Origin of the sequence: Colwellia sp. M166 (assembly GCF_024585285.1) — a bacterium.
Lineage (GTDB): Bacteria > Pseudomonadota > Gammaproteobacteria > Enterobacterales > Alteromonadaceae > Cognaticolwellia.
The window spans coordinates 1,310,983-1,325,451 of the sequence record NZ_CP040755.1 but is presented as its reverse complement, the minus strand read 5'-3'; the positions used below and the strand labels follow the sequence as shown (position 1 = coordinate 1,325,451).

Below are 14,469 nucleotides of genomic sequence, written 5' to 3'. Positions count from 1 at the left end.
GACATTCTTCGCTACTCAGCTCGTGTGGTTTTTGTATAGATAATGCAGCATGAGTATTACAGGCATAAAAAAGCCCGCTGAGTCGCAGGCTATTATATGATGCTGTAATGTAAAACTATGTTTTATTTTGTGCTTGCTTTTCAGCGTTCTTCGTTGCTCTTCGTTGTTCAATGACTTGTTTTATTTCGCCACCAATATGCTCTTCGCCACGCGCCTTCGCTAAATTAATTTGCTTTTCACGTTCTTGGAAGCGGCTTCGTTGTTCATCAGTGTATTTATCATAACAACGAGGACAACTAACCCCTTGAATATAATGTTCGCTGGTCTTTTCTGCTTCGGTGATTGGATATCGACAGGCAAAACATTGATCATATTGACCACGCTCTAGGCTATGATTGACAGCTACTCTAGCATCGAAAACAAAACATTCGCCTTGCCATAAGGTTTCTTGTTCAGGAACTTCTTCCAGATATTTCAATACCCCACCTTCTAAGTGGTAAACATCTTCAAAACCTTGTTCTTTCAAATAAGCCGTCGATTTTTCACAACGGATGCCACCGGTACAAAACATGGCTACTTTTTTGTGTTTTGTTTTATCTAGATTTTTTGCAACATATTCAGGAAACTCACGAAAAGTTTCTGTATTCGGGTTAACGGCATTTTTAAAAGTACCAATTTCGACTTCATAATCATTACGTGTATCTATTAATAGCACCTCAGGATCAGAAATAAGTGCATTCCAGTCTTTAGGTTTAACATAAGTGCCGACCGTTAATGTGGGGTCGATACCTTCAACCCCCATAGTGACTATTTCTTTTTTTAATTTAACTTTTGTGCGCTGAAAAGGATTGTCTTGATGAAAAGAGCATTTAGAAGAGACGCCGGCAAGGCGACTGTCACTATTAATAAATGCTAATACAGTATCGATGCCTTTTTGTGAGCCAGCAATAGTGCCATTAATACCTTCAAGCGCTAAAAGTAAAGTACCTCTAACGGCATTGTCTTCCATTACTTGCTGTAACGGTGTTTTAATGTCTTCGAAACTTTCTAAACGAACAAATTTATATAACGCGCAAACAGTGATGTTATTCATGTAATTATTGACCCATTGAGCGAGCCTGACAGTAAATCAGGAGCTGTAGATTGATTGTGGCTGCCACTAAGGCAGCAATTAGTTGTTTTATCATTTGATAAAACGGCAACATTCTAGCAAATGTACCTAACTGAAAGTAGTATTTTACTGATTTATTGTTATACGCTCTGTTATCAAGGTGCTCACGCTAAGCGCTATAAAGTGGTAAAAGTAAAACTATTGCTATGTAAACTTAGCGCTGCAACATATTGTTGACAGTTGTTTATCAAGTATATTTTATTGACATAGCCTTTATAGGAGCGCTTGTTATAATATTGCGCTACTGCGTACTTATTTTTTCTCTGGAGTTGTTTAAGCCATGCCTAACACCAATTTACTTAACGAAACACATAACCCTGCTTTAACTAGTTGGGTTGAATCCGCTAACTTAGAAAATTGTGATTTTCCAATACAAAACTTACCTTTTGCTAGCTTTAAACGTAAAGGCAGCGTAGAAGATTTTCGAGCGGGTGTTGCTATTGGTGATCAGGTTTTAGATTTAAAAGCATTATTTGCTTTGAGTATCTTTGACGGTGATGTGCAATCGGCTTTAGCGCAATGTTGTCATAGTCAGTTAAATGCTTTTATGTCGATGGGTAAACGTTATTGGGGTGCTGTACGCCAAGCCTTGTCAAAAGGCCTAACCAAAGGCTCTGAGCTACAAATAGCGTTAACGTCATGTTTAATTGCACAAGCCGATGTTGAATATGCGTTACCATGCCAAATTGGTGATTACACTGATTTTTATACTTCTATTCATCATGCGACATCTGTTGGCAGTAAATTCCGCCCTGATAATCCATTGTTACCTAATTATAAATGGGTTCCTATTGGTTACCATGGTCGCTCTTCTTCAATTGAGGTATCAGGCAGTAACTTTAAACGTCCTAAAGGTCAAACTAAAGCACCAACAGCAACTGAACCATCTTTTGGTCCATGTAAACGTTTAGATTATGAGTTAGAAGTTGGTGTGTTTATTGGCAATGGTAATGATTTAGGTGAACCTATCAGTATTGATAATGCTGAAGAGCATGTTTTTGGTATTTGTTTATTTAATGATTGGTCTGCACGTGATATCCAAGGTTGGGAATATCAGCCTTTAGGACCATTTTTATCAAAAAGTTTTGCTTCAACCATTTCTCCTTGGATTGTTACCTCAGAAGCACTCGCGCCATACCGAGCACAATGGACCCGTGATGAAGCTGATCCTCAGCCTTTACCTTATTTGGAGTCAAAGCATAATCGTGCGTTTGGGTCTTTAGATTTAAATTTACAAGTATTAATTGAAACTGAAACAATGCGTAATTCAGCGCAAGCAGCGGTGCAGTTGTCACAATCAAACTTTAAAGACTCCTATTGGACTGTTGCGCAAATGGTAGCGCACCATACGGTGAATGGTTGTAATTTACGCCCCGGCGATATGTTTGGTAGTGGTACACAGTCAGGACCTAATCCTGAAGAAGCCGGTTCAATGCTTGAATTGTCAAATGCAGGTGCAGAGCCTATTAGCTTACCTAATGGCGAAACACGTACTTTCTTGGAAGATGGTGATTGTGTGATTATGAAAGGCTGGTGTAAAAAAGCAGGAGCTGCACGTATAGGTTTTGGTGAAGTGAGCGCAACCGTTTTAGCTGCAGATTAAAAAATATCTTCAATCCTTATCTGAAAAGCTTCATATTATTGAAGCTTTTTTTTTTGTTAAATGTATAAAATTATTTACTCTAGCCCTAAACTTAGTTTTCATCAAAGCATCTATTAACAAGACATTAACCTTTTAAACGTTATTTTTATCAATCAAATAATCTAATTGTGAAAAAGTTCATTTTTTTTATATTTTTTTTTGTCTATTTTATATGCAATGACGGTTTATTTAAATACGAAAAATTTCGCACACTAACTGTTTGAATTTTTTTCTACAAGCTATATGGGCTCTTGGTTACAGATTGGTTACATATGTTGATGTAACCCTACATAGTCTTCGTAGCGCTTTGTTGATCGTTTCTTTTTATTCACTCGTTGCTAATTCTTAGACGAAAACACTACTTGTAAAGCATTTCTAGCTGTTTTATAAATAATCAAGCCTTTTAGTTTATTTACACTAATATTAAGCAAGTGTTGGTGTGGTGATTAGCACAAAAGGTAAAAATAAAATTATAAAAATAAATAGCTATAAAATTATATTAAAATATTAGGAAGGAAATAACATGTCTACTAAATTTCGTACTGGTACGTTAGCCCTTGCAGTGGGTCTAGCACTAGGAACAGCACCAAGCTTTGCTGCAGAAAGCGACTCAAAAGTAAAAACTAAAGATATTGAACGTATTGCCGTTGTTGGTTCACGTTCTGCACCACGTTCAGTGGCAGAATCACCGGTGCCAATTGATATTATTGGTGGTGATGAACTCGGTAAAAATGCTTCAAGTGATATGCTAGACATGCTACAAGCAGCAGTACCATCATTTAATGTTCGTCAGCAACCTATTTCAGATGCAGCATCATTTATCCGTCCGGTCAACTTACGTGGTCTATCTTCGGACTCAACATTAATCTTGTTAAATGGTAAACGTCGTCATCGTGCCTCAGTTATTGCCTTCCAAGGTGGCGGTGTAAATGATGGTGCTCAAGGGCCTGATATTTCAGTCATACCTTCTATTGCCTTGAAGCAAGTCGAAGTATTGCGTGATGGTGCTGCAGCGCAATACGGCTCTGATGCTATTGCTGGGGTTATGAACTTTGTGCTTAAAGATGATGCCGACGGTGGCTCTATCTCAGTTAAACAAGGCGCTTATTACGAAGGTGATGGTGACACGACTATTGTTGACGGTAACATTGGTTTACCATTCACTAAAGATGGCTTTGTTAACCTTTCTTTTCAATACAAAGATGCTGATGCAACGAGCCGAAGTGTTCAACGTCCTGACGCACAAGCCTTAATCGATGCCGGTAATACCAGTGTTGCAACGCCAGCGATGACTTGGGGTAATCCAGAAATTAAGGATGACATCACTCTGTTCGCTAATGTTGGTCTTGATTTAGGCAATGATAAAGAGTTTTACATGTTTGGTAACTATTCAAACCGTACCGGTACTGGTGGTTATTATTACCGTAGCCCTCATAACCGTGGTGGTGTTTTTACTGATGGCAATGGTGATTTATTAGTTGGTGCAATGGACGGTAATGCTGACGCATGTCCTAATATTCCAATCACGGCTGGCGACGTTAGAAATCAGCAAGATTACATTGATGGTGTTGCCAATAATGACAATTGCTGGGCATTTAATGAATTACTTCCTGGTGGTTACACACCACAGTTTACTGCGGATATTAATGATACTTCATTAACGATGGGAACTCGTGGTGAGATTAAAGGCGGCTTTTTAGATGAAGCCCTCTATGATATTAGTGGTTCTGTCGGTCGTAATAAATCTACCTATACTTTGGTTAACACTGTAAACCCATCATTGGGTGCTCTGAATGCGGATCAGCCAGGTCTTTCGTTTGAAGCGGGTTCATATATCCAGTTAGAAAAAGCTTTAAATGCTGATTTAGTTAAAAGTGTTGATGTCGGCTTATCTGAGCCTATCAATGTCGCGACAGGTTTTGAATGGCGCCAAGAGAGCTTTGAAATTGTTTCAGGTGAGCAAGCATCATGGCAACAAGGTCCGCTAGCAACTCAGGGCTTTAGTGTTGGTTCTCATGGCTTTGCTGGTTTCTCACCAGAAGCTCAAGGACTTGATAAGCGTCAAAGTATTGCGGCTTATTTAGATGTTGAAGCATATGTAACTGAAGACTTGTTATTAGGTGCGGCATTACGTTATGAAGACTTTTCATCATTCGGCGATACTACCAATTATAAGTTAACTGCACAGTATCGATTGACTGATGAGTTATCTGTTCGAGCATCGCATAGCACTGGTTTCCGTGCCCCAACGGTTGGGCAAGCGAATGTAGTTAATACTCAAACATCGCTGGTAAGTGGTGAACTTGTACAATCAGCTACATTTCCACCGACACATCCAGTATCAGCACAAAAAGGTGGTGTAGAGTTACAGCCTGAAGAGTCAGTAAGTTATGCAGTAGGCCTTGTATACCAAAGTGGTGACTTTTTTATGACGGTTGATGCATATAATATTGAAGTATCAGACCGTATTGCACAAACGGACAAGCTTGATATTACTCAAGCCGATGTTGATGCATTAGCTGGTAAGTATCCGAGCCCTGAATTATTACTCGGTGGTAAGGTTACTTTTTTTGCTAATGATTTTGATACGACCACACAAGGTGTTGATATCGTAGCTAACTACGGTATGGAGTTAATGGGTGGAGATACTAAATTTAGCCTTGCTTACAACTATAACAGCACAGAAGTTGATGATCCGGGTAGTTTTACTACAGGATACAAAGTTAGACGTTTAGAGGAAGGTATTCCTGAGCACCGCGCTACATTTACCTTAGCGCAAAGTTGGGAAAATGTTAGTATGTTAGTACGTGCCAACTACTTTGGCGAGTGGTTTGCAACGCATGCTGATGAACCAGATGAATTTAGCTCATATGGTTGGTCAGAAACGGTTGGCTCTTCTTATACCATTGATGCCTCAGTAAGTTACTTCTTAAATGATAGCTGGACATTATCAGCGGGTGCTAACAATATTTTTGATACTGAAGCGCAAGAATTGCAAAAAGATGGTGGTGCTTACGGTGTAGTAAGTGGTGTTTATTACGAAAGTGGCCCATTTGATTACAATGGTGGTTACTACTACGTGAAAGCGGCTTATAAATTCTAATTTAGCCGTCAGTTGGTGCTAAGTTAATCTAATGTAGTGCTAACCTAATACAAAAAACCATATCAATTGATATGGTTTTTTTATGTTCAGGATGAACGGTATGCTACGCTCACATGGATGTGAAAGAGTAGCAATGTTCAGGATGAACGGTATGCTAGGCTCACATGGATGTGAAAGAGTAGCAATGTTCAGTAATCATATTTACAATTAGTTACGGCAATTGGAGGCAATGGTATTTTGCTTTAGGTAGTTTTGTTTAAATTGCTTTAAGTCTGCAAGTCTTTGCTGTGTTATCGCTTCTTTTATTGCGAGGCCTTTTAAACCCTTTTCAACAAATGGCCTTGCTGTAACTTTATTAAGTAGCATAAAGGCACTGAAGAGAAAGTCTTTCTGCTGATAGTGTCGGTTTTCAAAACCAAGACGGCCGGTAAAATCAGCTTGGCAGCAAAGTAAAAAGTCTTCAAATTCTGCAGGTTTTCGCCAAGCATCTAGTTGATCAAATAACTTTAAAATAGAGCTAGCCTTTAATTCAAAGGCCTTATGTGCATGGAGGTGAAATTGACAAACCTTTAATGCTAGAGACTTATGAGTACTTGGTACGCGTAGGCGAGTGCAAAACGCTTCTATTAGTGGTAAACCTGCCGTTTCATGACCAGGGTGGGAAGGTAAATTATCTTCTTCAGTTAATGATTTTCCGAGATCATGGCAAACACTAGCAAACCTGACTGAAGTTTTCTTTGATAGTCGAACTGCTTGTTTTAGCACCATCATGGTATGCACGCCAGAGCAAATTTCAGGATGCCATTTCTTGGGATTTGGGATCCCCCACATGTTATGCAAATCAGGCCAAAGCGATTGCAGTGCTTGGCATTGATAAAGCACTTGAAAGAATACTTCAGGATGATCATCAGCGAGGCTTCGATGCATTTCCTGCCACACCCGTTCACCTGAAAGACTCAATAGTTCGCCACTTTCGCTAAGCTCGGTCATTAAAGCGAGTGTTTCTAGTGCGATAGTAAAGCCATATGCATGATATCTAGCCGCAAAACGAGCAACACGTAACACTCTTAATGGATCTTCAATAAAGGCAGCTGAAACATGACGTAGTACGCGGTTAGTTAAGTCGATTTGTCCATGATAAGGGTCAATTATTTTACCGTTATCATCCATCGCCATGGCATTGATGGTGAGATCTCGACGTAGTAGGTCTTCTTCAAGGGTAACATTCGCCGAAGCGTCACAATCAAAGCCGGTATAACCTTGACCTGCTTTTTTTTCGGTACGAGCTAAGGCGTATTCTTGTTTAGTTTTTGGGTGCAGGAATACCGGGAAATCTTTACCTACTTGCAAAAATCCGAGGGAAAGCATTTCTGCAATGCTAGAGCCGACCACAACATAATCTTTGTCGACAACAGTTCGATTAAGCAGGGAGTCTCGAACGGCACCTCCGACCAAAAAATAATTTAATTGTTGATTTATGTTTGACATTTAGCGCTACAAGCCTCTGAAAATGAATGATATAGAATAATAATATCATTAAAGTTTAACACAATTGTTGACTGATTTTTGACATATGCACGTGTTCAGGTTAATTTCATTGGGTCGATTCATCAGTTAAGATTTTCTATGTACACAAGTTATTTTGGTTTAGAAGAAAAACCATTCTCCATTGCGCCAAATCCTGATTATTTATTTATGAGCGATCGCCATCGCGAAGCGCTCAATCACTTAACTTATGGCTTGGGTGATACTGGCGGGTTTGTCTTGTTGACCGGGGAGGTAGGTACAGGTAAAACTACCATTAGCCGTCGTTTAATGGAAAATTTGCCAGAAAACACCCAAGCGGCTTTTATTCTCAACCCAACCCTTTCCAGTCAAGAGCTTTTAGCCACGCTGTGTGATGAATTAAAAATACGCTATCGTAAAACCGGCGCAACCTTAAAAACGTTAACCGATAAAATACAGCAAAAACTGCTGAAAAATCATGATGAAAATATTAATACTCTGTTGATTATTGATGAAGCCCAACATCTACAGCCAGAGGTACTAGAGCAGTTACGGCTGCTGACAAACTTAGAAACTAATACCAAAAAACTTTTACAAGTTATTTTAATTGGTCAGCCAGAGTTACAACAGTTATTACAGCGTCGAGATTTACGGCAATTAGCACAACGAATAACCGCACGATATCACTTGTTACCGCTAAATAAGCAAGAAGTAGCACAATACCTTAAACACCGACTTTCAGTGGCAAAATGTTTCCGTAATATTTTTGATCAGAGTGCGGTCAATGCTATTCATAAAATTTGCCACGGTATTCCACGTTTAATGAATCTGCTAGCAGAGCGCTCGTTAATGAATGCCTACAACAGTAATAATGCCGTGGTTAATCGTAAAATAGTGCTACAAGCTGCGCATGATGCTCTTGGGGATGAGTTTGAAGTTATATCATGGTGGCAAAATTCGTGGATAAAAGCCGGTAGTTTACTTTGTACGCTGCTGGTTGTTTTAGCTGCAGGCGTTTGGTGGGGCACGCAGCAACTTGTCGTTGTTGATAATACCGTGAAGTTAAGCAGTGAAACTCAAAAGCAAGCTCAAACGCTTATCGATAAAAAGCCACTGACGGAAGAAGGCGTCGATACTGATAAGCCTGAGCTTGCCGCCAGCATTGTTAACGGTGCTAATAAACTTGTTGCTAAGGTAAAGGATAGTGTTGAGCCTAGCACTGATAATGCAAATATCATTGAGAAAAATACATCAACAGCAGCTGATAATAATGATGATAGTCAATTTGTTGTTAACGAGCGCCAGTTAGCTGAGCAGCAAACGACTAAACAAACACATCAGCAAAGGCCACAAAAATCTGTAGCCACAAACTTTATTGTGGAAGCTGAAGACGGTGTTTCTGAAGAGCTATTAGCAAGCTTTCAATCTGCAATTGAAGAAACCAAGCAAAGTGACAACCCCTTAGAACAAGTGAAAGTAGATAATAGTGATGTTTTACCGCTCACGCAAATGCCCACCTGGGTTCAAGATGGCGTGCCATCATTAGAGTTTGAAATGCATATTTATGCCAGCGACGGTCAAGGATGGGTCAGAGTCAATGGTCGTGATCGCTACGAGGGTGACTACATTGCTCGTGAATTACTATTGAATGAAATCCTACCGCAGAAAGTAGTGCTGAGTTTTCGCGGTGAAAAATTTACGATGGACGCTTTATCTTCTTGGAACTAGTGTTATCTATAAACGCAGAGCTTAGTTAGGAAATATTTGAGCCACCAGATGTTTAGTCTGATGGCTCTGGTTACTTACTTATTGCCATACCGGCATTTTTGCTTCGTAACTTTCTATTTTATCAATCTTATTTAACGTCCAACCGACACTATCTACACCGTTCTCTAAACAGTATTTGTGAAATGGTGTTAACGTAAAACTATATTCTGCATCTGCTGTTTTAACTTTGCTGGCGGTTAAATCAATCGTTAGGTACTGCAAATCAGCTTTTGATTGCTTGAATAACTCAGCTATTTCAACTTCTGTTAATATAATAGGTAAAACACCGATATTAATACAGTTTGCATAGAAAATATCTGCAAAACTTGAAGCAATAATGACTTTGAAACCATATTCTTGCAGAGCCCAAGGCGCATGTTCGCGACTCGAACCACAACCAAAGTTTTCACCTGTTAGTAAAATACTCGCGCCTTGATATTGTGGCTTATTAAGAATAAATTCAGGGTTATCTACTTTGCCTGCGTTATCTAGATAGCGCCAATCATTAAATAGATGTTGACCAAAACCTGTGCGAGTCGTTTTTTGTAAAAACTGTTTTGGGATAATTTGGTCAGTATCAACATTCGCTGCATCTAATGGCAAAACTAAACCATAATGCTGGGTAAAATTTTCCATGTTATGCTCCTTTAGCTTGTGAGTTAATCGCGGTTAAGTCGACAAAATGTCCTGCAATAGCAGAAGCAGCCGCTAACTCAGGGCTAACTAGATGTGTACGACTACCACGGCCTTGTCGGCCTTCAAAGTTGCGATTACTCGTTGAAGCACAACGGTCGCCTTCGGTTAACACGTCATCATTCATGCCTAAACACATTGAACAGCCCGGTAATCGCCATTCAAAACCCGCATCAATAAACGTTTGTGCTAAGCCTTCAGCTTCGGCTTGCGCTTTAACGCGGTATGAACCTGGTACAACGATAGCATCAACCGTTGGAGATACTTTTTTACCTTTGGCAATAGCTGCCGCGGCGCGTAAATCTTCTATTCTAGAGTTGGTACATGAGCCAATAAACACTTTATTGATGGTGATATCGGTAATTTTTGTACCGGCAGTTAAGCCCATGTATTTTAAGGCAGCAATACAAGAGTCACGATCTACAGGGTCAGAAAAGTCTTCAGGTGATGGCACAACATTATCAACTTGGGTTACTTGACCCGGTGTTGTTCCCCAAGTCACTTGGGTTTTAATATCTTTTGCTTCAAGCGTTAAGTAGCTATCAAAGGTTGCATCAGTGTCTGATTTTAGCTGTTTCCAATCATTAACTGCTTGTTCCCATACGTCACCTTTTGGCGAGTAATCTTTGCCTTTTAAGTAGTCAAATGTAGTTGCATCTGGGGCAATAAGCCCCGCTTTAGCACCAAACTCAATACTCATATTACAAACCGTCATGCGCTCTTCCATGGTTAAGCGCTCAATGGCATCACCACAGTATTCAACCACATAACCCGTTGCGCCTGCGCTGCCAGTTTTGCCAATAATCGCTAAGATAATATCTTTAGCGCTGATGCCAGGAGCGACTTGGCCTTTTACTTCAATTCGCATTGTCTTAGCTTTAGTTTGACGTAAAGTTTGAGTAGCAAATACATGCTCAACTTCAGAAGTACCAATACCAAATGCTAAAGCGCCAAAAGCACCATGTGTAGCCGTATGCGAGTCACCACAAACAATTACTGTACCGGGTAAGGTTAAGCCAAGTTCTGGCCCCATTACATGCACAACACCTTGGTTTTTATGGCCCATGCCAAATAATTCAATACCAAACTCTTTACAGTTTTTCTCAAGAGTTCTTAATTGATTTGCTGCGCCTTCACCGGCGGCATTAATTTCAATAGAGCGAGTAGAAATATTATGATCCATAGTCGCAATAGTACGTTCAGGATGGCGTAATACACGGTTATGAAATTTCAAATTAGCAAAAGCTTGTGGTGATGTCACCTCGTGGATCAAATGACGATCAACAAAGATTAACGGCGTTTCATCAGCTTTTTCTTCGATAATATGATTTTGCCATAATTTTTCGTATAAAGTGCTGGCCATGCTATTTTGCTCCTGAAGTTGTTTTATTATCACGAATGTATTGGCAAATAATATCGCCCATTTCGTTGGTAGACTTAGCTTTGTGGCGCTCTTCTGGGCTAAGTAAGTCGCCGGTAAAGTTACCTGCACTCAGCGTTGCCGCTACCGCGTTTTCTATTGCACTTGCCGCTTCAACTTGATTTAAGCTGTGACGTAGCATTAATGCCGCAGAAAGAATTTGTGCTATTGGGTTTGCAATGCCTTTACCTGCAATATCAGGTGCTGTACCACCGGCAGGTTCATACATACCAAAACCTTGCTCATTTAAGCTCGCTGAAGGTAAAAGTCCCATAGAGCCGGTGATCATGGCGCAAATGTCAGATAAAATATCGCCAAATAAGTTTGAACATAGCATAACGTCGAACTGTGCAGGGTCGCGCACTAATTGCATAGCAGCGTTATCAACATACATATGCTCAAGTTCAACCTTAGGGTAGTCTTTTGAAACCTCTATAACCACTTCTCGCCATAATACAGAAGATGCTAATACATTGGCTTTATCAATAGATATAACCTTGTTACGGCGCTTTTGAGCTGACTGGAAGGCTAGGTGTGCTATTCGGCTTATTTCTTTACGCGAATAAATCATAGTATCAAAAGCAGCTTCGTCTTCTTGGCCTTGATTTTTTCGTCCTTTAGGTTCACCAAAATAAATACCACCAGTTAGCTCTCGTATCACTAAAATGTCAAAACCAGCTTGTGAAATATCGGCACGTAATGGTGAAAGGTGAGACATAGCACTTTGAAGCTGCGCTGGGCGCATATTACAAAATAGTCCAAAATGACCACGTAAACCTAATAAAGAGGCTCTTTCTGGTTGCTCTGTTGGTGGTAAGTTACTCCACTTTGGACCACCGACTGAACCAAATAAAATAGCATCGGCTTGTTCACAGCCTTTAACAGTGCTTTCTGGTAGTGCTTCACCGTGATTATCGATAGCGCAACCACCTACGTCATAGTGTGTTGTACTAATTTCAAAATCATACTGCTGGGCAACTGTTTGTAAAACTTTTTCTGCTTGTGCCATAACTTCTGGCCCAATGCCATCACCGGCTAATATTGCAATTTTCGACATAATGTTTAAAACCTATAAATTTACGTTATAAATGAATACTTTTGTTGACTAGCCCGCTGCGATTAAATCGCACTTTTAGCTTCAGCAGCCGTGTCTTTTTTTAACTCTGTTTTCAGTTCAGCAATGGTAATAGCACGATGAATACCATTAAGTGCATTGACTAAAGCATTGCCTGAGGCTTTAATAACGTCAGTATCTAAGCCGTAGCCATGAAAGTTTCGTCCTTGCCACGACACCACAATGTCAGCCTTACCTAAGCCATCTTCACCTTGACCTTTGTTTGATATTTTGTAGTCACTGACTTCAAAATCGATATCAATGGCTTTTTTTATCGCCCTATAAAGCGCGTCAACAGGGCCATTACCGGTGGCAGACACAATTTTATGCTCATCACCTAATGCAAGCTTGATACTTGAGGTGGCAAACTCGCTGCCACCGCTTTGCACATTTAGCGTTTGTAAGTGATAAAAGTCTTGTTGATCTTGTTGTTGAATATTAAAAAGTAAGGCTTCTAAATCGTCATCAAAAACTTGGCCTTTTTTATCCGCTAAGGCTAAGAAGTCAGCGTAAAGGGCTTCAATTTCATAATCTGACTCTTGATAGCCCAAGCTTTCCATACGATGCTTAATAACATGACGGCCGCTGCGAGAAGTTAAGTTCAATTTAGTTTTACTGATGCCGACACTTTCTGGTGTCATAATTTCGTAGGTGTTGCTGGCTTTTAACATACCATCTTGGTGTATGCCCGATGAATGACTAAAAGCGTTACCACCGACAATGGCTTTATTTAATTGCACAGGCATATTACAAAGCTGGCTGACTAATTTTGAGCTACGGGCAATTTCTTGATGATTAATACGTGTATGAACACCTAATAATTCTTGGCGAGTTTTCATGATCATGGCTACTTCTTCAAGCGAACAATTGCCAGCGCGCTCGCCAATGCCGTTAATGGTACATTCAATTTGTCTAGCACCGGCTTGTACGGCTGACATTGAGTTAGCAACAGCTAAGCCTAAATCATTATGACAATGCACAGAAATAACCGCTTGATCGATATTAGGTACACGATTAAATAAGGTTTCGATGATGCCACCAAACTCGTTTGGTAATGTGTAGCCCACAGTATCAGGAATATTAACGGTAGTGGCACCCGCTATAATGGCTTGTTCAACCATGCGACATAAATTGTCAATTGGGGTTCTGCCAGCATCTTCACACGAAAACTCAACATCATCTGTGAAACGGCGGGCATATTTAATTGCATGCACGGCCATGGCTTGTACATCAGCAAAGCTTTTTTTCAATTTTTGCTGAACATGCACATCAGAGGTAGATATAAAAGTATGAATACGAAATTGGTCAGCAGGTTTCAACGCATCAGCACAAGCTTTAATGTCGCCTTCAACGGCTCGGGCAAGGGCACAAACTCGAGAGTTTTTCACGGTTCTTGCTATTTCTTGTACGGACTGGAAATCACCCGGTGATGAAACTGGAAATCCTACTTCCATAATATCAACACCTAAACGTTCGATAGCGTGCGCTATTTGTAGTTTTTCATGTACTGACAAACTTGCGTTTAATGCTTGTTCGCCATCACGTAATGTAGTGTCAAAAATAATTACTTTGTCGCTTGATGTGCCCATGTGTTGTCCTGATTAATATAAGTTTTAGCGTTAAATAACGGGCATAAAAAACCCGCGGTAGTTAGCGCGGGTTTAGTGTTTTATTATCTTTGTCTATTTATTTTTCAAGCATAAAACCTAACCGCGCATGGATAATACGAGGAGGAGGTTAATTCGAATAATGCTTGATGAATTTTTCATTTTTTTGCTTTAATTCTCTAGAAGTAAATAAATAGTCAGTAGCTTATTAATAACGTATTTCTTTGGTTGCTGTCAATGAAAAATCAATCTAAAACGAATATATTATCTTTAACCTTGGTTGTGTCATTTTAAAAACTGGCTGTTGAACTGTTACAGAGGCTGAGGCCAGCAGCGAAAATATAATGTATCTATTTGAGAATGTTGTTTATTTGTTAGCTAAATATTATAATTTAACCTGATTTTTGCCATGTTATCATTGCCTTTATATTCATTATTACCATGAT

9 protein-coding genes are annotated in these 14,469 nt (G+C 39.8%); 3 read left to right on the top strand and 6 right to left on the bottom strand.

Going from position 1 to position 14,469, the window contains the following annotated elements:
* Positions 1-115 precede the first annotated feature (115 nt).
* Positions 116-1,093: a rhodanese-related sulfurtransferase gene (locus tag FGD67_RS05950; protein WP_257174131.1), complete on the bottom strand. Its 978-nt coding sequence runs from the start codon at positions 1,091-1,093 to the stop codon at positions 116-118.
* 358 nt (positions 1,094-1,451) lie between these two features.
* Here FGD67_RS05950 and fahA point away from each other — a divergent pair, with 358 nt between their 5' ends.
* Both fahA and FGD67_RS05940 read left to right on the top strand, forming a co-directional pair.
* The gene (gene fahA, locus FGD67_RS05945) at positions 1,452-2,774 is read left to right on the top strand and encodes a fumarylacetoacetase (RefSeq protein WP_257174130.1); all 1,323 of its coding nucleotides are present in this window, start codon (positions 1,452-1,454) and stop codon (positions 2,772-2,774) included.
* 562 nt (positions 2,775-3,336) lie between these two features.
* Positions 3,337-5,916: a TonB-dependent siderophore receptor gene (locus tag FGD67_RS05940; RefSeq protein ID WP_257174129.1), complete on the top strand. Its 2,580-nt coding sequence runs from the start codon at positions 3,337-3,339 to the stop codon at positions 5,914-5,916.
* Positions 5,917-6,123: 207 nt separating this feature from the next.
* Here FGD67_RS05940 and FGD67_RS05935 read toward each other — a convergent pair whose 3' ends face one another.
* Positions 6,124-7,404 carry a multifunctional CCA addition/repair protein gene (locus tag FGD67_RS05935; protein ID WP_257174128.1) on the bottom strand — a complete coding sequence of 427 codons (1,281 nt, stop codon included), beginning with the start codon at positions 7,402-7,404 and terminating at the stop codon, positions 6,124-6,126.
* A gap of 138 nt (positions 7,405-7,542) precedes the next feature.
* Here FGD67_RS05935 and FGD67_RS05930 point away from each other — a divergent pair, with 138 nt between their 5' ends.
* Positions 7,543-9,150, top strand: a complete 1,608-nt coding sequence (locus FGD67_RS05930; protein ID WP_257174127.1) for an AAA family ATPase — start codon at positions 7,543-7,545, stop codon at positions 9,148-9,150.
* Positions 9,151-9,228: 78 nt separating this feature from the next.
* Here FGD67_RS05930 and leuD read toward each other — a convergent pair whose 3' ends face one another.
* From leuD to leuA, 4 genes are all read right to left on the bottom strand, one after another.
* Positions 9,229-9,825, bottom strand: a complete 597-nt coding sequence (gene leuD / locus FGD67_RS05925) for a 3-isopropylmalate dehydratase small subunit (protein ID WP_257174126.1) — start codon at positions 9,823-9,825, stop codon at positions 9,229-9,231.
* Position 9,826: 1 nt separating this feature from the next.
* Positions 9,827-11,245 (bottom strand): 3-isopropylmalate dehydratase large subunit, encoded by a 1,419-nt coding sequence (leuC, locus tag FGD67_RS05920; protein WP_257174125.1) that lies wholly within the window; start codon positions 11,243-11,245, stop codon positions 9,827-9,829.
* 1 nt (position 11,246) lies between these two features.
* Positions 11,247-12,359: a 3-isopropylmalate dehydrogenase gene (leuB, locus tag FGD67_RS05915; RefSeq protein WP_373567849.1), complete on the bottom strand. Its 1,113-nt coding sequence runs from the start codon at positions 12,357-12,359 to the stop codon at positions 11,247-11,249.
* 62 nt (positions 12,360-12,421) lie between these two features.
* Positions 12,422-14,005, bottom strand: coding sequence for a 2-isopropylmalate synthase (gene leuA / locus FGD67_RS05910; RefSeq protein WP_257174124.1), 1,584 nt, complete (start codon positions 14,003-14,005; stop codon positions 12,422-12,424).
* Positions 14,006-14,469 lie beyond the last annotated feature (464 nt).

What these genes read in the sequence shown, in the direction of transcription:
- FGD67_RS05940 (WP_257174129.1), top strand. Translation starts at nt 3,337, where the DNA reads ATGTCTACTAAATTTCGTACTGGTACGTTAGCCCTTGCAGTGGGTCTA.
- leuD (WP_257174126.1), bottom strand. Translation starts at nt 9,825, where the DNA reads ATGGAAAATTTTACCCAGCATTATGGTTTAGTTTTGCCATTAGATGCA.
- FGD67_RS05930 (WP_257174127.1), top strand. Translation starts at nt 7,543, where the DNA reads ATGTACACAAGTTATTTTGGTTTAGAAGAAAAACCATTCTCCATTGCG.
- FGD67_RS05950 (WP_257174131.1), bottom strand. Translation starts at nt 1,093, where the DNA reads ATGAATAACATCACTGTTTGCGCGTTATATAAATTTGTTCGTTTAGAA.
- leuA (WP_257174124.1), bottom strand. Translation starts at nt 14,005, where the DNA reads ATGGGCACATCAAGCGACAAAGTAATTATTTTTGACACTACATTACGT.
- FGD67_RS05935 (WP_257174128.1), bottom strand. Translation starts at nt 7,404, where the DNA reads ATGTCAAACATAAATCAACAATTAAATTATTTTTTGGTCGGAGGTGCC.
- fahA (WP_257174130.1), top strand. Translation starts at nt 1,452, where the DNA reads ATGCCTAACACCAATTTACTTAACGAAACACATAACCCTGCTTTAACT.
- leuC (WP_257174125.1), bottom strand. Translation starts at nt 11,245, where the DNA reads ATGGCCAGCACTTTATACGAAAAATTATGGCAAAATCATATTATCGAA.
- leuB (WP_373567849.1), bottom strand. Translation starts at nt 12,359, where the DNA reads ATGTCGAAAATTGCAATATTAGCCGGTGATGGCATTGGGCCAGAAGTT.